The sequence below is a fragment of the Trinickia dabaoshanensis genome, assembly GCF_002879885.1.
Classification (GTDB): Bacteria; Pseudomonadota; Gammaproteobacteria; order Burkholderiales; family Burkholderiaceae; genus Trinickia; species Trinickia dabaoshanensis.
Window position 1 is genome coordinate 25,797 of sequence record NZ_PNYA01000033.1, and the last position, 24,244, is coordinate 50,040.

Here is a 24,244-nt window from a genome sequence, read left to right on the forward strand (position 1 = left end):
CAAGCTAGGCGGGCGCCGGTTACGGCGCCCCCGTCCCGCCCGCGGGACTTTCTAGCCAATGCACGCTGAACAAGCGCGCTTCGTCGGTCCACACGGGCCCCGGCCGAAAACCCGCGGACGCAGCCAGCTTTCGAAACCCCTCGATCGTAAATTTGTGCGAATTCTCCGTGTGCAGGCTCTCGCCTTCCGCAAAACTGAAATCGTGCCCCGCCACGCGCACGGTTTGCGCACACCGGCTCAAGAGATGCATCTCGATCCTGCATCGGCGCGGATCGTAAAACGCGTAATGCGCGAATTGCCGTAGATCGAAATCGGCCCCCAATTCCACATTCGCTCTGCGCAACAAATTCAAATTGAACGCCGCGGTGACGCCCTGCGCATCGTTATAAGCGCGATGCAAGGTTTGCGGATCCTTGACGAGATCGACGCCGACGAGCAGCCCCCCGCCCTGGAGCAACCGCGCCGCGAGCCGCAAGAAGGCCAGCGCTTCGTCCGAATCGAAGTTGCCGATGGTCGAGCCCGGGAAGAATCCCACGCGGCGCCCGGTGCAATCGTCGAGCGCCGAGAGCTGCGCTTCTTTCATGTAATCGGCCGCGATCGGCCGGACCTGAAGCCACGGGCAATCGGCATGCAAGCGCCGCGAAGCCTCCTCCAAATGCGCGGCCGAAATGTCGATGGGAACATACCGGCGCGGCAACGCGTGAGCATCGAAGGCACGCAACAACACGCGAATCTTTTCCAGCGAGCCCGCCCCGAACTCGATGAGCTCGGCCTGCGCACCCATCACGGCAGCCATCTCGCGCCCATGGCGCTCGAGGATGCGCCGCTCGGTACGCGTGGGATAGTACTCGGGCAACTCGCAGATGCGGTCGAACAGCGCGGAGCCTTCGGCATCGTAGAAGTATTTCGGCGCGATGCTGCGCGGGCTCTTCGATAAGCCGGCCAGCAAGTCTCGGCAAAATGCGTTCTCTGCCAGGTCGGCTGCTCGATGCCGAAGGGGCGCGCCCGTAAGCGCCGATGCTTCAGTTGTCTCGTACAAGGCGTACTCCCGTAAATTGCCAGCGAGCCGCCGGCGGGAAAAAGTTTCGATACGTGCGGCGCGTGTGCCCCGGCGGCGTCGCGATACTGCCGCCGCGCAGCACTTGCTGCCCCACCATGAACTTGCCGTTGTATTCGGCCGCTACACCGGCCAATGGACGAAACCCCGGGTAGGGATCGTACGATGAACGCGTCCATTGCCAGACATGCTCTGTCATCTGCTCGATGCCGGGCGCATCGAATGCCGCCTCCCACTCGAATTCGGTCGGCAGCCTCGCGCCGGCCCACTCCGCGTAGGCCGCCGCTTCATAGAAACTCAGGTTCGATACGGGCGCGCCGGGCTCGAGCGCCCGCAATCCCGACAGCCCAAATACGCGCCAGTTCTCGAGATCGTCTGGCTCGCCGTGTCCCGATTCCTCCGAACGGAACCAATAGATCGGGGCGCGCAAGCCTTCGCGCTGTATGGCGGCCCATCCGTCCGACAGCCAAAGCTCGGGACGCGCGTAGCCCCCATCCGCGATGAACGCCGCGTATTCGCCACAGGTGACGAGCCGGTGCGCGATCTCGTAGGGCCGCAGCAAGAACTCATGCCTCGGGCCTTCGTTATCGAACGCGAAGCCGCGCCCATCGTGACCGATGCTCACGACGCCGCCCGGCTGGCGCAGCCACTCGAGCGGCTGTGCGTGTCCGGCGCCGCGCTCCGTCTCGATCGCTTCCGGCCGATAAACCGGCATCAAAGGGTTGCACGACAGGGCATGGACGATATCCGTCACGATCAGCTCTTGGTGCTGCTGCTCGTGATGTAAGCCGAGCGTAATGGTCGGCTCGAGCGCCGCCAAATCGCTTTCGTCCAGCGTGCTCATCAACCGCGCCATCGATTCGTCGACGTGGCGGCGGTACGCATGCACCTCTTGCAGCGAAGGCCGAGTGAGCAAGCCGCGCTGCGGACGCGCGTGGCGCGGTCCCAATGCTTCGTAGTACGAATTGAAAAGGTAGGCGTAGCGCTCGTCGAACGGCCGATACCCGGGCAGGTGGGGCGCGAGGACGATCGTTTCGAAAAACCACGTGGTGTGCGCGAGGTGCCATTTCGTCGGGCTCGCGTCGGGCATCGACTGTACGTTTTGGTCCTCGGCCGATAACGGTTCGGCCAGCGCCATGCTGTGCCGCCGAACTTCGTCGTAAGCGTGTTGCAATTCAGGTACGACCATGGGCATCGGACTCGCTCCTGTCGATCACATGGCCCGGCAAAAACCGAGCCTTTAAGCCGCGCTTCGCCTGGAAAGCGCCGCGCAAGCGCACTACTTTAAGGGCTTTTCGGCGCGGCTGCAGCGGGGCGCGACGCGCCGTCTCTTCGGCTCCGCACCGATTCGCGCGGCGGCGCGGCATCGCCGCTCAACCGCTCTTTCAAGCGAGCGGCATCGAATGGCGCCTCGACCTTCCGGTCGTTGTCGAAATAGCAGAAGACGTCGCGTGCCATTTTCTCGGCAGGCTTCGCCGCGACACGCTTCGCGTCGCTCGGCTCGTCCCCTCGCGCCCACGTCCGAATGCGTTCGGCCCACCAATCGAGCGCAGGTTCCGCGTAGGCGCCGCTGTAAAGCGTTTGCGTTCCGTGCAACCGGATGTAGACGAACCGCGCAGTCATATCCTCGAAATACGGCCAACCGGCGACCGAATCAGACACCACGAGCGACGCTTCGTGGCGCCGCAAGATCTCGGGGAACACCTCCACGCAAAAGCTGGGGTGCCGCACTTCCACGGCGTGCCGCAGCGCGCCGCGCCGCTTCGTCCCGAACCACGGCGCCTTCACACGCGCGTCATGTCCGCGTGCCAGCGCAATGGCATCTTCGATCGTTCGAGGCAACAACGCTAGGAATCGTTCAAGGCGAGTCGCATCGAAAGGGAAGTTTGGCGGGAATTGCCAGAGGAAGGGGCCGAGCTTTTCCTCGAGCGCCAGCACGCCCGACGCGAAAAAATTGGCCATGGCCGGGCGCGCACTGTCGTCGCGGAATCGCAGCATATGCGTCAAATAGCGCGGCCCCTTCACGCTAAAAACGAAATGCTCGGGCGTCGCCTCGTACCACGACCGGTAGCTGCCTATCGTTTGCAGCGAATAGTGCGAGCCGTTGATCTCGATCGTATCGACCGCGCGCGATGCGTAAGCGAGTTCGCGCGCCTGGGCCAAGCCTTTCGGATAGAACACGCCGCGCCAACCCGCGTAGCGCCAGCCCGATATGCCGATGTGAATGCTCATTGCGCCTTACCGTTTGCATTTCGGGCATTCGCAGCAAGGGGCGTTCCTGGTCGTGCGTTTTCCGGCAACGCTTAAGAGGCTCGGCGCCGCGTATGCGCATTCGTCGCTCATAGCATGCGCACTTTCTTCCGCGCACTCGGCATTCGCGTAGGATTGCCGCGGCGTGGGCCCAGCCTGGCCCGGTCCGGCGCGGGCGCGCGATAATTGCACACCCCGTTGCACATCCGGCTTTGAACACCTTCGATTTCCTTTCAATTTGGAGCATCAATACATGCGTATGCGCGCAGTCGCGGCTCGGCAGGGTTCACATTGGTTCTCGGAAGGGTGGGCGCTATTCCAACAGCGCCCCGCCATGTGGATCGCGCTCGGTCTCATCGATCTGCTCATCACCGTCGTGCTTTATGAGCTGCCTTATGCAAGCGATTTGACGGCCGTGTTCACCGTGCTTTGGACCGGAGGCATGATGTACGCCGCCGATCGATGCCGGGCCACGGGCGCGTTGGGATTCGCCGAGGTCGTACGCGGCATCCGCGTGCATTTTCAACCGCTGTTCGCCGCGGCCGTTTTCGGGTTGCTCATTGCGATCGTCTGCGACTTGACCGGCGATCGCGCGTCGAGTGCGTTGCGGCTGATCGCGTTCGGCGGCGCAGGCAATAAAAGTTCGCTGATCGCGCTCGTCGCCGGCGCGATCTATTTGACCGCCGCGCTGATCGGCACCATGGCGCTATGGCTCGCGCCGGCGCTGATCGTGCTCAATGGCGCCACGCCGGCCGAGGCCTTGCGCGCGAGCTTCGCGGCGACCTGGCGCAACGGCCCCGCCGCACTCGTCTATGGCCTGATCGCCGCGGGATTGATGCTGGCCTGCGTGTTGACGCTCGGCGTCGCCGTGCTCGTCGTCGCGCCGCTCGTGTATTTGTCGACCTTCGCCGCCAGCCTCGATATGTTTCCGCCGGAGCGGTAACCTACAATCGAGCGCATGAACGCCCCCTCCAGTGCCGGTCCGCTCGCCGCGTTCCACCCGGCCGTCGCCGCGTGGTTCGAGTCGGCCTTTACCGCGCCCACCGATGCCCAGGTGCGCGCGTGGCCGCATATTCGAGGCGGCGAATCGACGCTCGTGGCCGCCCCCACCGGCTCGGGCAAAACGCTCACGGCCTTCCTCTGGGCGCTGGACGAACTCATCCGCGACGGGCTGGCGCACGGGGGCGCGTTGCCCGACGAAACGCTGGTGGTCTACGTCTCGCCGCTCAAGGCGCTGTCCAACGACATCCACGCCAATCTGGAACGGCCGCTCGCGGGCATCGGCGAGGAACTCGCGCGGCGCGATCTGCCACGCGTCGAGATTCGCACGGCCGTGCGTACGGGCGACACCACGACGGCACAGCGCACGGCAATGAAGCGGCGGCCGGCGCATATCCTCGTGACGACGCCCGAGTCGCTCTACGTCCTGCTCTCGTCCGATTCCGGGCGCCGGATGCTGGCGACGACGCGCACCGTCATCGTCGACGAAATCCACGCCATGGTGGGCAGCAAGCGCGGCGCTCATCTGGCGCTTTCGCTCGAGCGCCTCGACGCGTTGTGCAAGCGGCGGCTGCCGCGCATCGGCTTATCGGCCACGCAAAAGCCGATCGAAGCGGTCGCGCGTTTTCTCGTCGGCACCCACCCGGCGGCGGCATGCGCGATCGTCGACGTGGGCCATCACCGCGAGCGCGACCTGGCGCTCGAGTTGCCGCCCGTGCCGCTCGAAGCGGTCATGGCCAACGAGGTGTGGGAGCGCGTCTACGATCGGCTCGCCGAACTCGCTTGCGCGCACGCGACGACGCTCGTGTTCGTCAATACGCGCCGCATGGCCGAGCGGGCGGCGCGTCATCTGACGGACCGCCTCGGCAAGAACGCCGTCGCCGCGCATCACGGCAGCATGGCCAAGGAGCATCGGCTCGACGCGGAGCAGCGCCTGAAAGCCGGCACCCTGCGTGTGCTGATCGCAACGGCATCGCTCGAATTGGGCATCGATATCGGCGACGTCGATCTCGTCTGCCAACTCGGTTCGCCGCGCGCCATCGCCTCTTTTTTGCAGCGCGTGGGGCGTTCGGGTCACCAAGTCGGCGGAATGCCCAAAGGGCGGCTCTTTCCCAATTCGCGCGACGATCTGCTCGAATGCGCCGCGCTGATCGATTGCGTGCGGCGCGGGGAGCTCGACACGCTGAGCGTGCCGCACGCTCCGCTGGACGTACTCGCGCAACAAATCGTGGCCGAGGTGGCGTGCGAGGAGTGGAGCGAGCAGAACTTGTTCGCCTGTTTCACGCGCGCGGCACCCTATGCGGCGCTGACGCGCGAGCAGTACGACGCTGTCCTTCGCATGCTGGCCGAGGGCTACACGAGCCGGCACGGACCGCGCGGCGCTTATATCCACCGCGACGTCGTCAGTGCCACGCTGCGCGGGCGCCGCAGCGGCAAAATGACTGCTGTGACGTCGGGCGGAACGATCCCCGAGAATGCCGATTACGCTGTCTTGCTCGAGCCGCAAGGCTTGAATATCGGCACCGTCAACGAGGACTTCGCCGTCGAAAGTCTCGCCGGCGATATTTTTCAACTCGGCAACACCTCGTACAAGATCTTGCGCGTCGAGCCGGGCCGCGTGCGCGTCGTCGATGCCGAAGGGCAGGCGCCGAATATCCCGTTTTGGCTGGGTGAGGCCCCAGGGCGCAGCGACGAACTCTCGATGGCGGTTTCGCGGCTCAGGGCGCGTGTCGACGCGTTGCTCGGCGGCGCCAAGCCACCTTCGAACTCGGACGATGCTGGCGTGACCGGCCTCATCCACGAGCGCGCCGTGACGACGCTCGTGAGCGAGCTTGCCATCGACGAGAACGCCGCGCGCCAGATCGTCGATTACCTCGCCCGCGCGAAGGCTGCGCTCTCGGTGCTGCCCACGCAAGACACGCTCGTGATGGAGCGTTTCTTCGACGAATCGGGCGGCACGCAGCTAGTCATCCATTCGCCGTTCGGCAGCCGCTTGAACCGTGCATGGGGTCTCGCGCTCAGAAAGCGGTTTTGCCGGACGTTCAACTTCGAGTTGCAAGCGGCCGCCACCGAAGACGCCATCGTGCTGTCGCTGACGGGGGCTCACAGCTTCGCGCTCGACGAGGTATGGCGTTTCCTGCATTCGGCCAGCGCCGAGCACGTGCTGATTCAAGCGCTGCTCGATGCGCCGCTGTTCAACGTGCGCTGGCGCTGGAACGCGGTGACGTCGCTGGCACTGCCGCGCTTCACGGGCGGCCGCAAAACGCCGCCGCAATTGCAGCGCATGAAGAGCGAGGACCTGCTCTCCGCCGTCTTCCCCGATCAGGTTGCCTGCCTCGAGAACATCGTCGGCGAGCGCGAACTGCCGCATCATCCGCTCGTCGATCAAACGATCGACGACTGCCTGCACGAAGCGATGGATTGCGAGGGATGGCTTGCCTTGCTGCGGCGCATGGAGCGCGGCGAAGTCGCGCTCGTCGCGCGGGAGTTGCCCGCGCCCTCGCCGCTTGCGGCCGAAATCCTGAACGCGCGACCCTATGCGTTCCTCGACGACGCACCGCTGGAGGAACGCCGCACGCAAGCGGTGCTCTCGCGGCGGTGGACCGATCCGCAAGACGCTTCCGATTTGGGCGCGCTCGACGCCGATGCGATCGCGGCGGTACGCGAGGAGGCCTGGCCGCAAGCGCGCGACGCGGACGAAATGCACGAGGCATTGGTCGGCCTCGCCTGCATCAACGAAACCGAGGCGCGCTCGCACTCGGGATGGCTGGCCTGGCTCGAAACACTCGCGCGTGCCAAGCGCGCCACGCGCATGCAGGTGGCGGAAGACGAAGCACTGTGGCTGCCCGTGGAAAGGCTGACGTGCTTGCGCGCGGTCTACCCCGATGCAGCGTACGCGCCGGAGTTGACCGCACCGAAGGGCTTCGACCAAAACTGGGAGCCCGACGATGCGCTCGTCGAGATTCTCCGCGCCCGGCTGTCGGGCTCGGGCCCGGAGCCCGTGCCCGCGCTCGCCCGCGGCCTTGCGCTGAAAGCCTCGACCTTGGCGGCCGCGCTCGTCAAGCTCGAAAGCCAAGGCTATGCGATGCGCGGCCGCTTCACGCCCGGTGCGACGCAGGACGAATGGTGCGAACGGCACCTGCTCGCGCGCATCCATCGGTACACGATCAAGCGGCTGCGCCGCGAGATCGAACCCGTCGAACGCGCCGACTTCGTGCGCTTCTTGATCGAGTGGCAACGGCTCGCGCCGGCGGCGCGCGGCATGGGCCGCGACGCGCTCGCCGCGACGTTGGAACAACTCGAAGGCTTCGAAGCCGCCGCGTCGGCTTGGGAGGAGGAGATTTTGCCGGCGCGCGTGCGCGATTACACCGGCGTCGCGCTCGACGAGCTCAGCCGTTCCGGCAAATTCGTTTGGGCCCGTTTCGCGCCGCAAGGACGCAGCGCCGCGGCGCCGGTTCGCACGACGCCGATCGTTTTACTGCCTCGACGCACGCTGGCGCAGTGGCACACGCTCGCCGAGCGCCGCGCCGCCGAGCCGGGCGGCACCGATACGGCGCTCTCTTCGCGGGCGCAGTTCCTGTTCGACGCGCTGTCGCGTCACGGCGCGATGTTCTTCGATGAGTTGCTCGGCGAAGCGCGCGCGTTGCCGCTCGAAGTCGAGGCCGCGCTCGGCGAACTCGTCGCGGCGGGGCTCGTCACGGCCGATAGCTTCGCCGGCTTACGCGCCCTCATCGCCCCGGCCGTCGCGCGGCAACGCGGCTCACGCGCCATGACACGGCGCGGCATGCATCGTGGCGCGTTCATCGGCGGGATGCAGGATGCGGGCCGGTGGGCGTTGCTGCGCCGGCCGAGCTTCTCCGATCGCGCCGGCGGCACCCATGAATCGGACACACCGGCGGCCCCGGCGCACGCGGGCGCGCTCGCACCCGAGGCGATCGAGCATGTCGCGATGACCTTGTTGCGCCGCTACGGCGTGGTGTTCTGGCAACTGTTGGACCGCGAACCGGCCTGGCTGCCGCGCTGGCGCGACCTGTTGCACGTCTTTCACCGGATGGAGGCGCGCGGCCTGATTCGCGGCGGCCGATTCGTCAATGGGCTTTCCGGCGAGCAATTCGCGTTGCCCGAAGCCTTGGCGCTGCTACGCGACGTCCGAAAGCGCCCGTCCGATGGCCAATACGTGTGCATCTGCGCGGCGGACCCGCTCAATATCGTCGGCACGGTGCTGCCCGGCGAGAAAGTGCCCGCGCTCGTGGGCAATCGTCTCGCGTTTCGCGACGGCGATTGCGTCGCCACGTTGATCGCGGGCACGTTCGAATTCGCGGACCGATTGACCGCGCAAGAACGGGAGACCGCGCGGCAAGCCCTCGCCCGCCGTCGATGACCGTGCAGGGCGGCGTACCCCTAGGTCGTCAGACGAGCACCCGATACAGCGCCTCGAACAAGATATCGGCGCCGAGTACGAAACCGCGTCCGTCCACGTTGACGTACGCCGACAACGTGACGCACAGGTTCTTCGAACTCGACGACATATACGGTTCGCTGACGATCGTCTCGCCGGGGTGCACGAGCGCATCGCGGAAGTAGGTGCGCTTGGACCAATTGGCCCCCGCGCTGCGCGCCAGCAGCGGAAATGTGGTGCGGAGCCAATGGCCGTGCCGGTCCGATTCGATGTTCTCGCCCACCTGACGGCCCGTGTCGTCGAGCACGAAGACGCGCAGCGCCCACTCGCAGGCGAAAAAATGCCGGGCCGCCTGCTCCACGGCAACGCCCGAGCAAAAGGCGTTGCGCAGCAGGCCGAATGCATGACGGTAGGGCGCGATTTCGTCGAGATCGCCGACGCGCCGCAGCTTGCGCGAGTCCGTGAGCTGGCCCTCGAGCGCCGATGTCGATATCCGTGCGAACCCGGTCGAGGCCTCGATCTCGATGGACGGCCGCGCAAAATAATAGCCCTGGACGAAATCGGCGTCGCAATCGGCGCTGAGCCTGGCCTGCTCCTCGGTTTCGATGCCCTCCACGACGATGAACGTGCCGCTGTCGTGCAGCAAATCGACGAGCCGCAACAAGCTGCGCGCGTTCCGGTAACTAGAAGCTGCCTTACAAATCAATTCGCGGTCTAGCTTGACGACATCGGGGCGCAGGTCCCAGACCCGCCCGAGATTGGTCAGTCCCGCGCCGAAGTCGTCGAGTGCGATCAAGAACCCGTAGCCGCGCAAGCGATCGACGGCATCGACGAGCGCGGACGGCGTATCTTGCCGGGCTTCCAGCACTTCGACGACGACGCGCCCGGGCGGCACGCCGCTCTCCAGCAGATCGTCGGCCAGCGCGGGGCCATGCACGGGGTCGGCCAGCACGTCCGGGTGCATATTGAGGAACAAGACGCTCTCGTCGTCGGCGAACCGCATGAAGCGCTGCACGTGATGCCGGGTGCACGCTCGTTCGTATTCGCAGTATCGCCCAGCCTGGCGGGCGATACCGAATGCCTGCTCGGGCGAGCAAGGCGCATCGCCACGCCTCGCTCGAAGCAGCGCCTCGTAGCCGACCGCTGCCCCGTGGGCCAGCGACAGCACGGGCTGGAAGGCGCTTTCTATCTGCGGCAGGCCGGGCGCTTGGAGGTCGATCATGGAATCGGGAGTCGCGTCGTTGGGGTCGAAAGCCGACTTGGCGATTAGGGGTGGGACGCATCGTCGCACGATCGCCCTAGCGCTATATAACGTCAGATGGTTCGGTGAACTTAACAGTTTTCTCGGGGGAAACGCGAACCTCATTCAATTTTCCCGGCGGCGCGCCGTTATCAGCGATATAGCCTGAGCAGCGACCGCGGCACCCCCATCCAAGGTGCAACCGCCGGGCACAGGCGCAACCAAGAGGAAAAACTTCGATGGCCGCTGATCACCACTCGATCGACGAACGCACCAACCTGACGAGCTCGAACAAATTCGAGCTACTGCTGTTCCGGCTCGGTGCCGCCCCCGGAAACGACGATTCGCACGAGTTGTACGGCATCAACGTCTTCAAGGTCCGCGAAATCATGACGATGCCGACGATCACGCCGATCGCCGGTGCCTCCGAGCACATGATCGGCGCCGTCGACATCCGCGGACAAATCATCCCCGTCATCGATCTGCCCAAACTCATGGGCTGCCAACCCTCGCGCGGCCTGAACATCTTGCTCGTCACCGAGTTCGCGCGCTCGACGCAGGCGTTCGCCGTGGAGGAAGTGGACGACATCGTCCGCCTCGAATGGAATCAAGTGCTGTCGGCGGAAGGATCGGCCGGCGGCAATTCGGTCACGAGCATCGCGCGGATCGACGGTAATACCGGCGACTCGCGGCTCGCGCAGGTGGTCGATGTCGAGCAGGTGCTGCGCGACGTGTTCCCGGCGCAGCACCCCAGTGTCGGCGCGGAAGACGTCGGCACCTCGGTGCGGATGAACGGCGGCGCCAAGATTCTGGCCGCCGACGATTCCGGCTTCGCCCGTAAGCTGATCGAGCAGAGCCTGAGCGCGCTCGGCGCCGAGTACATCATTACGAAGACGGGGCAGGAAGCCTGGGACACGCTGACGCGCATCGCGGCGGAAGCGCAAAAGGAAGGTGTGCGTGCCCGCGACAAGATCGCGCTCGTGCTGACCGACCTCGAAATGCCCGAGATGGACGGCTTCATGCTCACGCGCCAGATCAAAGCGGACGACCGGTTGCGCGACATCCCCGTCATCATTCATTCCTCGCTCACCGGCACGGCCAACGAAGCGCACGTGAAAAATGCCGGCGCAACCGGCTACGTCGCCAAGTTCGCCGCCGGCGATCTGGCCGAAGCCATTCGCCAGGCGCTCGCCGCTTAAGCAGGCAACGGCCGCTGCGTCGTCCGCTGCTGTCTCGTCCGCCTTATCGTCCGTAAGGCTCGATTTTCGGACCGGCGACGCGGCCGGCTTGCCGCTTACAGCAGCGGCAAGCCGACGTCGCGTTTGACCTCGCGCAGCGACAACACCGATTCCACGGACGTCACGCCGGGCAACGCCCGCAGCACGTCGCGCACGAAGGCGCCGTAGTCTTCGAGATCGCGTGCCACCACATGCAGGAGATAGTCGGCGCTGCCCGAGACGTTATGGCACGCGACGATGCGTTCGATACCCTGGATTTCGCGCTCGAACTGGTCGGCCAAGCGCCGGTCGTGCACGCCGAAGCGCACGAGCGCGAACGCCGTCACGCCGATCCGTAGCGCCGGCTTGGACAGCACCGCGCGGTATCCCTCGACATAGCCGTCGGCCTCGAGCCGCTTCAGGCGCCGCGCGCAAGGCGTCTCGGTCAGGCCCACCGCTTCGGCGAGGCTCGCGTTCGTGATACGGCCATCCGCTTGGATCGCCAACAAAATAGCGCGGTCGGTCTTGTCGAGAGTCATGCGTCGCTGCCCTTGGGTTGCGGAAGCTGCGATGGTAGCGCATGCATGGGCACCGTCCTTGCTGCCGCCCCGCGTCATGCGCACGCTCTCGTCGACATCGCCCCGCCCCGCTCCCCTTTGCGTCGTCTCCCCTCATTTGGACGACGCCGTGTTCAGTTGCGGCATGCTGCTCGCGAGCCGCCCCGGCTCGATCGTCTGCACCGTCTTTTGCGGCGAGCCCCACCCGCCTCAGTGCACGCCTTGGGATCGCTGCGCGGGCCACGCCGATTCGAGCGAAGCCCTGCGCGCGCGCATTGCCGAAGACGAACAGGCACTGGCAATCTTGGGCGCCCAAGCGGTACGGCTGCCGTTCCTCGATAGCCAATACGGCGCGACGCCGACGATCGATGCACTCGCGCGCGCCTTGACGCGCATGTGGCGCGAGGCGGGATCGCCCCGCTTGGTCGTGCCGCTCGGGCTCTATCACTCCGACCATGTTCTGGTGGGCGATGCATGCCGCTCGCTCGTGCGCGAGGAGAGGTTGAGCGATACGCTCGTCTATGAAGATGCGCTCTACCGCACGATCCGCGGCGTCGCACGCGCGCGGTACGAGGCGCTGGCGCAAGAGGGCTTTCGCTTCTCGCCGCTGGAGGACTCGATGGCGGCGAGCTTGAGCCCGCCTCGCTCAGCCAATGCGAAATGGCGCGCGGTACATGCCTATCGGAGCCAATTGCGCGCGCTGCGCGATGCCCATCCCTACGACCTCGCCGAGCCCGAACGCTATCACCTCATCGATCCGCCTCGGCAGGGGACATCCCCGGTCCGGTACGAATTGACGGCGCGTTGATCCGTCCGCGCTGCGCCTCGCGCACGCGTGCGCGCATCGCCAGCACCGCGTCGCCAACGACCCGCCGCCGCCGCAAGGCCCAAACGATTCCCCCCGCCAACGCCCCCAGATCGCGCACGAACGATCGCTCCCTGGCACAAAGCGCCAACGCGCGAGCCGTGGCGGCCAACGCTTCGCGCAACGGCAACCGCAGCCACGCGACGAGCGCCGCATTACGCGCGAGCATCCGGCGGCGCAGCCGCGCGTCTCGCGCGGGCGACGGGTGGTGCGTGACGGTCATCGCGTCGCAGTAGACGATCGCATAGCCGCGATCGAGCAGATCGAGCGCGACGAGCGACTCTTCCCCGCCGATGAACAAGCGAGGCTCATAACCGCCGACATGGCGAAACGTCGATACGCGAAACACGCAGGCCCCCGCCATATAGCCGACGAGCGCGGGGCCCGGCAGCAGGTCGCGCTCGAGCGGACTCGTTTGCATATCGATACAAGTCGGATCGAGTTCGCCCGCTTCGCCCACGAGCACGCGCGCGGACAACACCGCAATGCGCGGCGCGCCGTCGAGCACGCGCACCGCGTGCGCCAGCGAGCCGGGCGACCAATGCGTATCGTCGTCGCTGAACGCCACGTAGTCGGTCGTTGCCGCCGCCACCCCTAAATTGCGCCCCGCCGCGCCCAAGTTCCGGTCGGACGCGATCACGCGCACTTGGGGAAAGCGCAGCGGCAGCATCTGCGCGGTACCGTCGGTCGATCCGTTGTCCACGACGATGACCGCCGGCCGCTCGGGCAAAGCGAGCAACCCCTCCACCGTCTTGAAGACTTCCTTCGCCCGGTTATGGGTCAGCACCACCACCGACATGCGCGCGGTCAACGGGGTCGGTGTGCTCGATCTATCCAACGTGTCCATGCCTCGATATCCATGTCGTTCGTCGCTTCCGCCGACGCCACGTCCAAGCGCCGCCCGGGCCCGGCCACGAGACAGCAAGAAGCAAACCGCCGAGCGCGCGCTGCCGACGGCACAGCGAGGCGCCGCGCCCGGTGCCGCTTAATTACATCGCCTCTGTAACACCGGCGTCACGTTGGCTCGAACAAGTAAAGATCACAGCAGCGTCTCCGGAGCGTCGCAACGCTTCTGCACGTTTGACCTGTCTCGCGAAATGATGGGCACAGCGTGTGCTCGATAGGACGCGAACGCTTCGCAAACGCCCGTACACCGGCCGATTGCGCGCTCGCCGGGCAGGCCTCCAATATCAAGGACTACTCATGAAAATCGCACTCGTCAGTGAACACGCATCGCCTCTCGCCGTAGCGGGCGGCGTCGACAGCGGCGGACAGAACATTTATGTCGCGCACGTCGCGCGGCAGCTACATCGCGCCGGGCATCAGGTCGACGTGTTCACGCGACGCGATCGTGCGCTCTTGCCCGCGATCTCGGACATGGACGGCGTACGCGTGATTCATGTCCCCGCGGGACCGCCCACGCAAATGCCGAAGGAACAGTTGCTGCCGTTCATGGCGGAATTCGCGGACTTTCTCATCGGATTCTGCCGCCAAGAGCGCACGCCGTACGACGTCATCCACGCGAACTTCTTCATGTCGGGCCTCGCGTCGCTCAAAGTAAAAAAGGTGCTGGGCATCCCGCTCGTCACGACGTTTCATGCGCTCGGCAAAGTCCGGCGGATTCATCAAGGCGCCGACGACGGCTTTCCCGACGCGCGCTTCGCCATCGAAGAGCAACTCGTGCGCGACTCCGATGCGATCATCGCCGAGTGCCCCCAAGACGCGCTCGATCTACGCGCGCACTACGGGTCGGATCCCTCGCGCGTGCAAATCGTCCCCTGCGGTTTCGACACCGCGGAGTTCGGCCGCACCGACCGTGCCCAAGCACGTGCCGCCCTCGGATGGCCCGGCGAGCGGTTCTCCGTCCTGCAGCTCGGGCGTTTGGTCCCGCGCAAGGGGATCGACACGGTGGTGCGCGCGCTCGCCACGTTGCGCGAAAACACCGGTATCGATGCGCATTTGTATGTCGTCGGCGGCAACGCCGATTTGCCCAACGAAATCGCCACGCCCGAAATCGCGCGGCTGCGCGGTATCGCGGCCGGTTGCGGCGTGTCCGACCATGTCACCTTCGTCGGACGACGCGGCCGCGCGCAACTGCGCGAGTTCTACGCGGCGGCCGACGTCTTCGTCACCACACCGTGGTACGAACCGTTCGGCATCACGCCGATCGAAGCGATGGCGTGCGCGCGCCCCGTCATCGGCGCCGACGTCGGCGGCATCCGCTACAGCGTGGTCGACGGCAAGACCGGATTTCTCGTGCCCCCGCGCGATCCCGATGCGTTGGCCGAGCGCTTGGCTCGCATCGCCCACGATCCCGCCCTCGGCGAGCGGATGGGCGAGGCGGGATTCGAGCGCGTCCATACGAGCTTCACGTGGTCGCGCGTGGCGCATATGTTGGAAGACGTCTATCGCGGCGTGGTTCGAACGCCGGCCGAGGAGACCCGTGTCGTGCGCGAGCGGCCAGCCCGTGCGCAAGGCGGCGCCGCGCGTGCCGCCGCGGCGGGCCGCGCTTGAGTACGCCTGCGCCGCTGCATCCGGAAACGCATGCGATGACGAATGCCGCCGTGCTGTTCGACAAGGACGGGACGTTGCTCGACGACGTCCCCTATAACGTCGATCCCGCGCTGATGCGCTTCGCTCCCCGCGCTCGTGAAGCGCTCGCGCTGCTGCACGCGCATGGGTTTCGTCTGTTCGTGGTCAGCAACCAGAGCGGGGTCGCGCTGGGCCGCTTCCCGCACGAGGCGCTCGGTCCAATGGAAGCGCGCTTACGCGCCATGTTCGAGTCATGCGGCGTGCCGCTTCAGGCGGCCTACTGGTGTCCGCATCATCCCAACGGCACCGTCGCGCCTTACGCCTATCGCTGCGCGTGCCGCAAACCAAAGCCGGGCATGGCGCTGCGGGCCGCGGACGAACACGGCATCGATCTTTCGAAGAGCTGGTTCGTTGGCGACATCCTCGACGACGTCGAAGCGGGCACGCGGGCGGGCTGCCGCACGGTACTGATCGACAACGGCAACGAGACGCTATGGGAACCGGGCCCGGCACGCGTGCCGACGTTGCGCGAACCCGACCTATGGCACGCGGCGCTCGCCATCGTTCGCGAACATCGCATGGCGCCTCACCCGGCACGGCAAGCGCATGCGCATGCGCCGGCAGCCGATTTGGCGACGAAACCGAACCCGACGAGGCAGAGCATCGTATGAGCGCGTTACCTTTCACGATCGCGCCGGTTCTGTCCCAGGCTCAGGAGCGAGAGACGAACGTCTCCCAATGGGGGCCGGAGGTCAAGCGCATTCTTTGCGTGCGCCTCGATCGTCTCGGCGACATCCTCATGACCACCCCGGCGATCCATGCGCTGCGGACGTCGGCGCCGGGGCGGCACATCACGCTGCTCACCTCGAACGTCGGGGCGCAAGCCGCGCCGCACTTGAGCGACGTGGACGAGGTCATCGCTTACGACGCGCCATGGCACGGCTTGGCGGGGCATACATCGCCATCGGTCGATCTCGCCATGCAGCGCACACTCGAGGCCGGGCGCTTCGATGCGGCCGTGATCTTTACCGTCTATAGCCAAAGCGCCCTGCCATCGGCGATGCTGTGCTACCTCGCAGGCATCCCCCGGCGGCTCGCCCATTGCCGGGAAAATCCGTACGGACTCCTAACCGACTGGGTATGCGATACCGAGCCGCACGGCGGCCTGCGGCACGAGGTGGAGCGACAATTGGCGCTGGTCGCGAAAGTCGGTGCCGTGAGCGCGGATACGCGTATGCGCTTGGACGTCGGCGTGCAAGCCCGCCGAGCGCTCGCGCCGCGGCTAGCCGCGCGCGGCATCCCGGCGCAGGGTCCTTGGTTCGTCCTTCACCCCGGCGCCAGCGCCGCCTCGCGCCGCTATCCGCCCGATCGCTTCGGCGAAGTGGCGGCGCGTCTTGCCAAGGCGAGTGCGTGGCCGATCCTCGTGACCGGCAGTTCGGAGGAAGCGCCGCTCGTTCGCGCAGTCATCGAGGCGGCCGGAAGCGCCGTGCGCGGGCGTCTGCACGATTTATCGGGACTGCTCGGCATGGGCGAATTCGCCGCCCTGATCGAGCGCACGGCCGTGCTCGTCACGAACAACAGCGGGCCGGTTCATCTCGCATCGGCGCTCGCGACGCCCGTCGTCGATCTGTACGCCTTGACCAACCCGCAGCACACGCCCTGGCAGACGCGCCAGCGCGTGCTGTTTCGCGACGTCGAATGCCGCTGGTGCTATCGCGGCGTGTGCCCCGAGGGTCATCACCGTTGCTTGCTCGGCGTATCGGCCGCGGAGGTCGCCGCGGCCGCGCTCGAGCTCGCGGCCGACTGGCGCAGCGGCGAACCCGGCCCGATTGCGGTATCCCCAACGGCATCGCTCGCCGGTCTAGACGCAACCTCGGCGAGCAGCCCCCTTTCTTCCTGACCTGAGATCCGAATACCGCCATGTACACACTCGGAATCAATGCCGTTTATCACGACAGCGCCGCGACGCTCGTCAAGGACGGGGTCGTGATCGCCGCCGCCGAAGACGAGCGCTTCACGCACGTGAAGCACGCGAAGCGTCCCGTCCCGTTCTCCACGTGGCAAATGCCGTTCGACGCGATCGATTACTGCCTCAAGGAAGCAGGGATCACATTGGCCGATATCGATCATGTCGCGTATTCCTACGACCCGGCCTTGCTGGCGTCGATGCCTGGGCCCTCGCGCGGGGCGGCGACGATCGCCCTGCCGCTCGAGCCCGGTTTGCAGCGCACGTCGCCCCCCGGCGAGTCGCCGTGGGACCCGCTCTTCGTCAGCTACATCGTGAACGCGCGGGCGCAATTGATCGACGGCGCGCCGCATCACCTCGCCAAGCGCTTTCGCGCGCCCGAGGGCGGCCATCGCTTCGCCTGGCACTACGTCGAACACCATCTCGCCCACGAAGCCAGCGCCTTTTTGGCCGCCCCGTTCGGGGATACCGCCGTGCTGACGATGGACGGCCGCGGCGAAGGCGTCACGACGAGCCTTGGCCAATTCGTCGACGGGCAATACAAGCGCCTCAAACAAGTCGAGTTGCCCCATTCGCTCGGTCTGCTCTATGAAGCGGTCACGACCTGGCTCGGCTTTTTGCACTCCTCGGACGAGTACAAGGTCATGGCGCTGGCCGCGTTCGGCCGCCCCAACTATGCCGATGCCTTCCGGGAAATCGTCCGCTATCGCGGTAACGGCAGCTATACCGTCGACGATCCGCGGCTCGTCGAGCGCTTCGGGCCCCCGCGCGAACGCGGCGGCCCGTTGGAGCAACATCACTACGATGTGGCCAGTTCCTTGCAAACCGTGCTCGAGGAGACCGTGCTCGAACTCGCGCGCTGGCTGCACGAGCGCACGGGCTTGCCGCGCCTTTGCATGGCCGGAGGCGTCGCACTCAATTGCGTAATGAACTCACGCGTGCGCGACGAGGGCCCGTTCGACGAAGTCTGGGTGCAGCCCGCCGCGGGCGACGCCGGCACGGCGCTCGGCGCGGCGCTTTGGATCGACTGGCGCGAACGCGGGCTCAAGGGCGATCGCGTGCGGCACTGGGCGATGAGTCACGCGTATCTCGGCCCGTCGTATCCGGACGCCGAGATCGAATCGTTCTTGCGGTGGTCGAAGGTGCCGTTCAAGCGGCTCGCCGACGTGGCCGGCGAAACCGCCGATCTGCTGGCGGCGGGCAACGTCATCGGCTGGTACCAAGGGCGCACGGAGTTCGGACCGCGCGCATTGGGAGCGAGATCGATCCTCGCCTCGCCGGTCGATCCGGGCATGCAAGCCAAGCTCAACGAAATCAAGGATCGCGAGGATTTCCGTCCCGTCGCCCCCGTCGTCATGGAGGAACACGCGGCCGAATGGTTCGTGAACGCGCGCACCGCCCCGTTCATGCTGTTCATCTTCGATGTGAAACCCGAGGCGGCGCAGCGTATTCCGGCCGTGCGCCACGTGGACGGCACGGCGCGCGTGCAAACGGTCAATCGGTCGCAGCACCCGCTCTATTACGACCTGCTCGCCGCGTTCCACGCGCGCACGGGCGTCCCCATCCTCGTGAACACGTCGTTCAATACGCGAGGCGAACCGATGGTCAATTCGCCGCGCGACGCCCTCGAATCGTTTTGGACCTCGCCGCTCGACGCACTCGTGATCGGCCCGTTCCTCATCACCAAGCAAGGAGCCGGTTCGTGAACACGCCCGCGCTCGCGCGCACGCAGTCTCGACACCAGGCGGCAGCCGACGACGGCGCCGACGCGTCGCTCGTGCCCGTCGTCTCCGTCGTCGTGCCCACTTGGCGCCGGCCCGCGATGCTTACGCGCTGCCTCGCCGCGCTCGTGCGCCAGACGTTGGCGCCGCAGCGCTACGAGATCGTCGTCTGCGACGATGGCCCCGATGAAACCACACGCGCGCTCGTCGAACGGGTGGCCGACGCCCACCGCGCACGTGCTCTACAGGTGCGCTACGTACCCGTCACGGCCACGCAGGGCCCTGCCGGCGCACGCAACGCCGGATGGCGCGCGGCGCGCGGCGAGACGATTGCGTTCACCGATGACGATACGATCCCCGACGCCCGTTGGCTCGAGGCGGGATTGTCGGCCATGGCCGACGGCGCCTGCGCCGCCTCGGGCGCGATCGTCGTGCCCCTGCCCGAACGCCCCACCGACTACGAGTTCGATGCGAGCGGCCTCGCGCGCGCCGAATTCGCCACGGCGAACGCATTCGTACGCAAGGACGCGCTCGTCGCCGTGGACGGCTTCGACGAACGGTTCACCTCGGCATGGCGCGAAGACTCCGATCTGCAGTTTTCGTTACTCGCCGCCGGTGGGCGCATCGTCAGCGCGTCGGAGGCGCGCGTGGTGCACCCAGTGCGGCCGGCGCGCTGGGGCGTGAGCCTCTCGCAACAACGCAAGAGCGCGTTCGAAGCCCTGCTCTATCGCAAGCATCCGGCGCTTTATCGCGAACGGATCGCGAGCACACCTCCGCTCGGCTATTACGCGAGCACGGCCGCGGCCGCCGCCGGCCTTGCCGGCGCGTTGGGGCAACGGCCGGCGGTCGCCGGCATCGGCGCCCTGCTCTGGCTCGGGCTCACGCTGCGCTTTTTCCTGTTACGCATGCGCGGACGAAGCCGAGCGTGGCGGCATATCGCCGAAATGGCCGTGACCTCGGCGTTGATTCCGTTCCTCTCGATCTATTGGCGCATCCGTGGCGCCATCCGCTATAGGACATGGTTCCTCTAATGCGCATCTCTCCCACTTCGGCCGAATCCGCGCCTCCGAAGCGCGTCGCGATCTTCCGCGCCTTGCAGCTCGGCGACATGCTGTGCTCGGTCCCGGCTCTGCGCGCGTTACGACGGGCCTGGCCCGACGCCCACATCACGTTGATCGGGTTGCCTTGGGCGACGCGTTTCGTCGAGCGGTTTTCTTCTTTGATCGACGAACTCGTGATATTCCCCGGTGCGCGCGGATTTCCCGAGCAAGAAGAAACCGATGCCGGCTTGCCGCAGTTTTACGCGGCCATGCGCGCGCGCCGTTTCGATCTCGCCTTGCAGATGCACGGCAGCGGCGGGCCCGCCAACGAGATCGTCGAGCAATTCGGCGCCCGCCACTGCGCGGGCTTTCACCAGCCGCACGAAGCGCCGAAACCGGGCTTCATCGCCTGGCCCGACGATCAGCCCGAGCCGCAGCGCTATCTCGCGCTCGTGCGCGCGCTCGGCATCGAGGCGCACGACGACACGCTCTGGTTTCCGCTTTCGCTTCACGACCGCTGCGAGTACGAAGCATTGGAAGCGCGGCACGGGATCGAGCCCGAGCGGCTGATCGTCGTGCATCCGGGTGCCCAATTGCCGTCGCGGCGCTGGCCGCCGGCGAGGTTCGCCGAGGTCGCCGACGCGCTCTCTTCGCGCGGCTGGCAAATCGCCATCACCGGCACGTCGAACGAAGCGGCGATCACGGCGGCCGTGCTCGGCGCGATGGCGGCCCCGGCGCTGCATCTGACCGGATCGACGACGCTGGGCGGCCTGGCCGCGCTCGTGGGACGCGCACGGCTCGTCGTATGCAACGACACCGGAATCTCCCACGTGGCCGCGGCAATGCGCACGCCGAGCACCGTCATCGCCTCGGGCAGCGACACGCGGCGCTGGGCACCGCTCGACCACACGCGCCACCGGGTGTTGGCCGATTACCCGCCTTGCCGGCCCTGCGCGTTTCGCGATTGCCCGTTCGGCCATGCGTGCGCGTTGAACGTCAGCGTCGAGCACGTCGTCGAAACGGCGCTCGAACAACTCTCGCATCGCGCGCGCGCTCATCCGGCGGCTGCCGGCGTTCTGCACGCGCGCGCCCATCATCGTGACCAGAAGGAGCCGCGTCATGCGACGTAACCGGCGTTTGCGCGTGCTGACTTGGCACGTTCACGGCAATTACCTTTACTACCTGACCCAAGCTCCGCACGATTTTTGGCTCGTCACGCGCCCCGGCCAGCCGCCCGGGTATGCGGGACGTTCGGGCGTATTGCCGTGGGGCGAGAACGTGCACGAAGTCGACGCCGCGGTGGTCGCGCAACGCGAGTTCGACGTCGTGCTCTATCAACATCGCGAGCACTGGGAGCATGATCGGCACATGGTGCTCTCCGAGGCGCAACGCAAACTGCCCTCGATCTACCTCGAGCACGATCCGCCGCAGAACAACCCGTTCGCGGAGCGTCATTGGGTGCAAGATCCCGCGACGCTGCTCGTGCACGTGACGCACTTCAACCGATTGATGTGGGATTGCGACGCCTTGCCGACGCGCGTCATCGAGCACGGTGTCGTCGTGCCGAAAGGCGTGCGCTATACCGGCGAGCTCGAGCGAGGCGTGGTCGTCATCAACAACCTGGCTTCGCGCGGCCGGCGCTTGGGTTCGGACGTCTATGCGTCGGTCTCGGGACGCGTTCCGCTCGAACTCGTCGGCATGAATGCGCAGCAAGCGGGCGGTCTCGGCGAGATCGGCAATTTGGATCTCGCGGCGTTCTGCGCGCGCTATCGGTTTTTCTTCAATCCGATTCGCTGGACGAGCCTCGGCCTCGCGATCATCGAAGCGATGACGATCGGCATGCCGATCATCGGTTTGGCGACGACCGAATTGGCGACCGTCATCGTCAACGGAGAAAACGGCTACGTGGCGACCGACGTCGATACGCTCGTCGAACGGATGCGCGCCTTGCTGACCGATCCGCGCGAAGCGCGGCGGCTCGGCGAAGGAGCCCGCCGCACCGCGCTCGAGCGCTTCAATATCGAGCGCTTCGCGCGCGACTGGAACAGCGTACTGTGCGAGGTCGCTCTATGAATTCAGCGTCCTCGCGCGATCATTGCCACGATACATGGAGCCTCCGACGATGAAAGAACTCGATCGAAAGCGGATACTGGTCACAGGCGGTGCGGGCTTTCTCGGCTCGCATCTATGCGAGCGGCTCGTCGAGGCCGGTCACGACGTACTGTGCGTCGACAATTTCTTCACGGGTACACGCGAGAACGTCGCCCATCTGCTCGGCCGCAGCAACTTCGAATTGATGCGGCACGACGTCACGTTTCCCCTATATGTCGAGGTGGACGAGATCTATAACCTCGCTTGCCCCGCCTCGCCGATCCATTATCAGTACGATCCCGTGCGCACCACCAAGACGAGCGTGCACGGCGCGATCAACATGCTCGGGCTCGCCAAGCGCGTTCGCGCCAAGATCTTCCAAGCATCGACGAGCGAGGTGTACGGCGACGCGCGCGTGCATCCGCAAAAGGAGGATTACTGGGGACACGTGAACCCGATCGGCCCGCGCTCGTGCTACGACGAAGGCAAACGCTGCGCGGAGACGTTGTTCGTCGATTACCGCCGTCAGTACGGGATGGAGGTGCGTATCGCGCGCATCTTCAATACCTATGGACCGCGGATGCATCCCGCCGATGGACGCGTCGTGTCCAATTTCATGGTGCAGGCGCTCTCGGGCGAGCCGTTGACCGTCTACGGCGACGGTTCGCAAACGCGCTCGCTGTGCTATGTCGACGACCTCATCGACGCCTTCATCCGCTTGATGAATGCCCCCGACGGCACCTGCGATCCGGTGAATCTCGGCAATCCGCACGAGATCACGATGCTCGAATTGGCCGAGCACATCAAGGAAGCTACCGGCTCCGACAGCGAGATCGTGTTTCGTCCGCTGCCGATCGACGATCCGTGGCATCGTCAGCCCGATATCGGCAAGGCCCGCGCGCTGTTGGGCTGGGCCCCCTCGACCTCGCTCGGCGAAGGACTGCGCGCAACGGCCGAGCACTTCCGTGAACGCCTCGCGAGCCGGCCGGCCGCGCAATGCACGCAAGGCATGCAGGGCTCGCACAACGCCGGCGCGGCCCGCGGCTAGTCCGGACCCGTCTCGCGCTTACGGCTCGAGCTTCACTTTCATCCAGCCGGGTTGACGCTTGTCGAAGGCCTTGTAGGCATCGATGGCACTCATGATCGGCTCGCGCTGAGTAAGGATCGCGATCGGATCGACGGAGCCGTTACGCACCAGACGAACGAGTTCGGGCAAGATCGCGCGGTGATTGCAATTGCCCATATGAATTCGTAGATTCCGATTCATCGCTTCGCCGAGCGGGAAACGCGCGAGGCTCGGCGGATAGACGCCGATGACGCCGATCGTGCCGGCCTTGGCGACGGACTTCACGGCCCATTGAATCGCCTGCGTCGGCCCGCTTCCGGGCTTCCATTGGCCGTCGCGTGCGCTTTGCGCCTGCTCCGGCGCCACTTCTTTGACCTCGGTGTCGAACATTTCATGCTGCTGCCCGTCAGCCGCGGGGCCCTTATCGGCACGCTCGGCGTCCACGCCGACCGCATCGATCACGCGATCCACGCCGATGCCGCCCGTCAGGGTCCGGAGTGCCTCCACCGGGTCCTCTCGATCGAAATCGATCGGCTCCGCGCCCTGCGCGCGTGCCATCGCGAGGCGCGATTCGAGCCGGTCGATCGCGAAGATGCGGCCCGCGCCCATCAATCGCGCGCTCGCGATCGCGAATTGCCCCACCGGCCCCGCGCCGAATACGGCCACCGTATCGCCCAGCCCGACTCGCGCGAGTTGCGCGCCGAACCAGCCTGTCGGAAAGATATCGGACATGAGGATGGCTCGATCGTCGTCGATATCGTCGGGCAGACGCACGAGGCTTGCCGCGGCAAGCGGCGTGCGTGCGTATTGGGCTTGCAAGCCCTGAAACGGCCCGGTGTCCTTCGGTCCACCGAAAAACGCGGTACCGGCGAGCGGTCCGTTCGGGTTGGCGTTGTCGCACTGCGCCGTATAACCCGATCGGCAGTACGAGCAGTAGCCGCACGAGATAGTGGAAGGAATCAGCACACGATCGCCTTAGGCGAGATTGCGCACGCCCGCGCCCACTTCCTCGACGATGCCCACACCCTCATTGCCCAAGATCGTACCGGGCTGCATGCCGCTGAACGTCCCTCGAACCATATGCAAATCGGTGCCGCATATGGCACTCGAGGTCAAACGCACGATGGCGTCGGTCGGTGCCTGCATCTTCGGATCGGGGACCGTATCCAGTCGAATATCGCCGATGCCGTGAAATACCACTGCCTTCATAGTGACCTCCCTTCAATACGGTTGGATTCGGTTCC

18 protein-coding genes and 1 pseudogene are annotated in these 24,244 nt (G+C 66.1%); 12 read left to right on the top strand and 7 right to left on the bottom strand.

The features are described from left to right. Positions 1 to 19: 19 nt before the first annotated feature. From egtD to C0Z18_RS27730, 3 genes are all read right to left on the bottom strand, one after another. On the bottom strand, positions 20 to 1,039 hold the full coding sequence (egtD, locus tag C0Z18_RS27720; RefSeq protein WP_102648644.1) for an L-histidine N(alpha)-methyltransferase: 1,020 nt from the start codon (positions 1,037 to 1,039) through the stop codon (positions 20 to 22). Continuing rightward, positions 1,023 to 2,252 (bottom strand): ergothioneine biosynthesis protein EgtB, encoded by a 1,230-nt coding sequence (gene egtB / locus C0Z18_RS27725; RefSeq protein WP_102648645.1) that lies wholly within the window; start codon positions 2,250 to 2,252, stop codon positions 1,023 to 1,025. The genes egtD and egtB overlap by 17 nt, the downstream gene beginning before the upstream one ends. An 89-nt stretch (positions 2,253 to 2,341) precedes the next feature. Continuing rightward, positions 2,342 to 3,289 carry a DUF72 domain-containing protein gene (locus tag C0Z18_RS27730; protein ID WP_102648646.1) on the bottom strand — a complete coding sequence of 316 codons (948 nt, stop codon included), beginning with the start codon at positions 3,287 to 3,289 and terminating at the stop codon, positions 2,342 to 2,344. Between the two features lie 271 nt (positions 3,290 to 3,560). Between C0Z18_RS27730 and C0Z18_RS27735 the strand changes: the two genes are divergently transcribed. Together C0Z18_RS27735 and C0Z18_RS27740 are read left to right on the top strand one after the other, a co-directional pair. Continuing rightward, on the top strand, positions 3,561 to 4,250 hold the full coding sequence (locus C0Z18_RS27735; protein ID WP_146014116.1) for a BPSS1780 family membrane protein: 690 nt from the start codon (positions 3,561 to 3,563) through the stop codon (positions 4,248 to 4,250). A gap of 15 nt (positions 4,251 to 4,265) precedes the next feature. Then, positions 4,266 to 8,687 (top strand): DEAD/DEAH box helicase, encoded by a 4,422-nt coding sequence (locus C0Z18_RS27740; RefSeq protein ID WP_102648648.1) that lies wholly within the window; start codon positions 4,266 to 4,268, stop codon positions 8,685 to 8,687. A gap of 28 nt (positions 8,688 to 8,715) precedes the next feature. Here the strand turns inward: C0Z18_RS27740 and C0Z18_RS27745 are convergent, their stop codons facing one another. Continuing rightward, the gene (locus tag C0Z18_RS27745; RefSeq protein WP_158244319.1) at positions 8,716 to 9,927 is read right to left on the bottom strand and encodes a sensor domain-containing phosphodiesterase; all 1,212 of its coding nucleotides are present in this window, start codon (positions 9,925 to 9,927) and stop codon (positions 8,716 to 8,718) included. A gap of 257 nt (positions 9,928 to 10,184) precedes the next feature. Here C0Z18_RS27745 and C0Z18_RS27750 point away from each other — a divergent pair, with 257 nt between their 5' ends. After that, the gene (locus C0Z18_RS27750) at positions 10,185 to 11,144 is read left to right on the top strand and encodes a chemotaxis protein CheV (RefSeq protein ID WP_102648650.1); all 960 of its coding nucleotides are present in this window, start codon (positions 10,185 to 10,187) and stop codon (positions 11,142 to 11,144) included. Positions 11,145 to 11,239: 95 nt separating this feature from the next. Here C0Z18_RS27750 and C0Z18_RS27755 read toward each other — a convergent pair whose 3' ends face one another. Beyond that, entirely contained in the window at positions 11,240 to 11,701 is a 462-nt protein-coding gene (locus tag C0Z18_RS27755) for an Lrp/AsnC family transcriptional regulator (RefSeq protein ID WP_102648651.1), read from the bottom strand. Between the two features lie 31 nt (positions 11,702 to 11,732). Between C0Z18_RS27755 and C0Z18_RS27760 the strand changes: the two genes are divergently transcribed. Next, positions 11,733 to 12,527 carry a PIG-L deacetylase family protein gene (locus tag C0Z18_RS27760; RefSeq protein WP_158244320.1) on the top strand — a complete coding sequence of 265 codons (795 nt, stop codon included), beginning with the start codon at positions 11,733 to 11,735 and terminating at the stop codon, positions 12,525 to 12,527. Here C0Z18_RS27760 and C0Z18_RS27765 read toward each other — a convergent pair. Then, positions 12,469 to 13,431, bottom strand: a complete 963-nt coding sequence (locus tag C0Z18_RS27765) for a glycosyltransferase family 2 protein (RefSeq protein WP_102648653.1) — start codon at positions 13,429 to 13,431, stop codon at positions 12,469 to 12,471. The genes C0Z18_RS27760 and C0Z18_RS27765 overlap by 59 nt on opposite strands. A 356-nt stretch (positions 13,432 to 13,787) precedes the next feature. On the opposite strand from C0Z18_RS27765, the gene C0Z18_RS27770 reads away from it, so the two are divergent. The 8 genes from C0Z18_RS27770 to C0Z18_RS27805 all read left to right on the top strand — a co-directional run bounded on the left by C0Z18_RS27770 (position 13,788) and on the right by C0Z18_RS27805 (position 22,982). After that, positions 13,788 to 15,098 (top strand): glycosyltransferase family 4 protein, encoded by a 1,311-nt coding sequence (locus C0Z18_RS27770; RefSeq protein ID WP_102648654.1) that lies wholly within the window; start codon positions 13,788 to 13,790, stop codon positions 15,096 to 15,098. Positions 15,099 to 15,133: 35 nt separating this feature from the next. Continuing rightward, a complete protein-coding gene (locus C0Z18_RS27775) occupies positions 15,134 to 15,787 on the top strand; it encodes a D-glycero-alpha-D-manno-heptose-1,7-bisphosphate 7-phosphatase (protein ID WP_102648655.1) in 654 nt (217 codons plus the stop codon). Then, positions 15,784 to 17,016, top strand: coding sequence for a glycosyltransferase family 9 protein (locus C0Z18_RS27780; protein WP_102648656.1), 1,233 nt, complete (start codon positions 15,784 to 15,786; stop codon positions 17,014 to 17,016). The genes C0Z18_RS27775 and C0Z18_RS27780 overlap by 4 nt, the downstream gene beginning before the upstream one ends. A 20-nt stretch (positions 17,017 to 17,036) precedes the next feature. Next, a complete protein-coding gene (locus C0Z18_RS27785; RefSeq protein WP_102648657.1) occupies positions 17,037 to 18,788 on the top strand; it encodes a carbamoyltransferase family protein in 1,752 nt (583 codons plus the stop codon). A gap of 71 nt (positions 18,789 to 18,859) precedes the next feature. Beyond that, positions 18,860 to 19,834 carry a glycosyltransferase family 2 protein gene (locus tag C0Z18_RS27790; protein WP_233217527.1) on the top strand — a complete coding sequence of 325 codons (975 nt, stop codon included), beginning with the start codon at positions 18,860 to 18,862 and terminating at the stop codon, positions 19,832 to 19,834. Beyond that, a complete protein-coding gene (locus tag C0Z18_RS27795) occupies positions 19,834 to 20,973 on the top strand; it encodes a glycosyltransferase family 9 protein (protein WP_102648658.1) in 1,140 nt (379 codons plus the stop codon). Before C0Z18_RS27790 ends, C0Z18_RS27795 begins: the two co-directional genes overlap by 1 nt. Beyond that, the gene (locus C0Z18_RS27800) at positions 20,963 to 21,916 is read left to right on the top strand and encodes a glycosyltransferase (RefSeq protein WP_102648659.1); all 954 of its coding nucleotides are present in this window, start codon (positions 20,963 to 20,965) and stop codon (positions 21,914 to 21,916) included. Before C0Z18_RS27795 ends, C0Z18_RS27800 begins: the two co-directional genes overlap by 11 nt. Before the next feature lie 49 nt (positions 21,917 to 21,965). Then, on the top strand, positions 21,966 to 22,982 hold the full coding sequence (locus C0Z18_RS27805) for a UDP-glucuronic acid decarboxylase family protein (protein WP_102648690.1): 1,017 nt from the start codon (positions 21,966 to 21,968) through the stop codon (positions 22,980 to 22,982). Positions 22,983 to 23,000: 18 nt separating this feature from the next. On the opposite strand, the pseudogene C0Z18_RS27810 reads toward C0Z18_RS27805, so the two are convergent. Then, positions 23,001 to 24,209 (bottom strand): annotated as a pseudogene (locus C0Z18_RS27810) (zinc-dependent alcohol dehydrogenase). Between the last annotated feature and the right edge of the window lie 35 nt (positions 24,210 to 24,244).

Excerpts from the sequence above, each read along its gene's own strand:
- C0Z18_RS27735 (WP_146014116.1), top strand. The coding sequence starts at position 3,561 with ATGCGTATGCGCGCAGTCGCGGCTCGGCAGGGTTCACATTGGTTCTCG.
- C0Z18_RS27805 (WP_102648690.1), top strand. The coding sequence starts at position 21,966 with ATGAAAGAACTCGATCGAAAGCGGATACTGGTCACAGGCGGTGCGGGC.
- C0Z18_RS27785 (WP_102648657.1), top strand. The coding sequence starts at position 17,037 with ATGTACACACTCGGAATCAATGCCGTTTATCACGACAGCGCCGCGACG.
- C0Z18_RS27775 (WP_102648655.1), top strand. The coding sequence starts at position 15,134 with ATGACGAATGCCGCCGTGCTGTTCGACAAGGACGGGACGTTGCTCGAC.
- C0Z18_RS27800 (WP_102648659.1), top strand. The coding sequence starts at position 20,963 with ATGCGACGTAACCGGCGTTTGCGCGTGCTGACTTGGCACGTTCACGGC.
- C0Z18_RS27770 (WP_102648654.1), top strand. The coding sequence starts at position 13,788 with ATGAAAATCGCACTCGTCAGTGAACACGCATCGCCTCTCGCCGTAGCG.
- C0Z18_RS27795 (WP_102648658.1), top strand. The coding sequence starts at position 19,834 with ATGCGCATCTCTCCCACTTCGGCCGAATCCGCGCCTCCGAAGCGCGTC.
- C0Z18_RS27750 (WP_102648650.1), top strand. The coding sequence starts at position 10,185 with ATGGCCGCTGATCACCACTCGATCGACGAACGCACCAACCTGACGAGC.
- C0Z18_RS27730 (WP_102648646.1), bottom strand. The coding sequence starts at position 3,289 with ATGAGCATTCACATCGGCATATCGGGCTGGCGCTACGCGGGTTGGCGC.
- C0Z18_RS27760 (WP_158244320.1), top strand. The coding sequence starts at position 11,733 with ATGGTAGCGCATGCATGGGCACCGTCCTTGCTGCCGCCCCGCGTCATG.
- C0Z18_RS27745 (WP_158244319.1), bottom strand. The coding sequence starts at position 9,927 with ATGATCGACCTCCAAGCGCCCGGCCTGCCGCAGATAGAAAGCGCCTTC.
- C0Z18_RS27765 (WP_102648653.1), bottom strand. The coding sequence starts at position 13,431 with ATGGACACGTTGGATAGATCGAGCACACCGACCCCGTTGACCGCGCGC.
- C0Z18_RS27740 (WP_102648648.1), top strand. The coding sequence starts at position 4,266 with ATGAACGCCCCCTCCAGTGCCGGTCCGCTCGCCGCGTTCCACCCGGCC.
- C0Z18_RS27780 (WP_102648656.1), top strand. The coding sequence starts at position 15,784 with ATGAGCGCGTTACCTTTCACGATCGCGCCGGTTCTGTCCCAGGCTCAG.
- egtB (WP_102648645.1), bottom strand. The coding sequence starts at position 2,252 with ATGCCCATGGTCGTACCTGAATTGCAACACGCTTACGACGAAGTTCGG.
- C0Z18_RS27755 (WP_102648651.1), bottom strand. The coding sequence starts at position 11,701 with ATGACTCTCGACAAGACCGACCGCGCTATTTTGTTGGCGATCCAAGCG.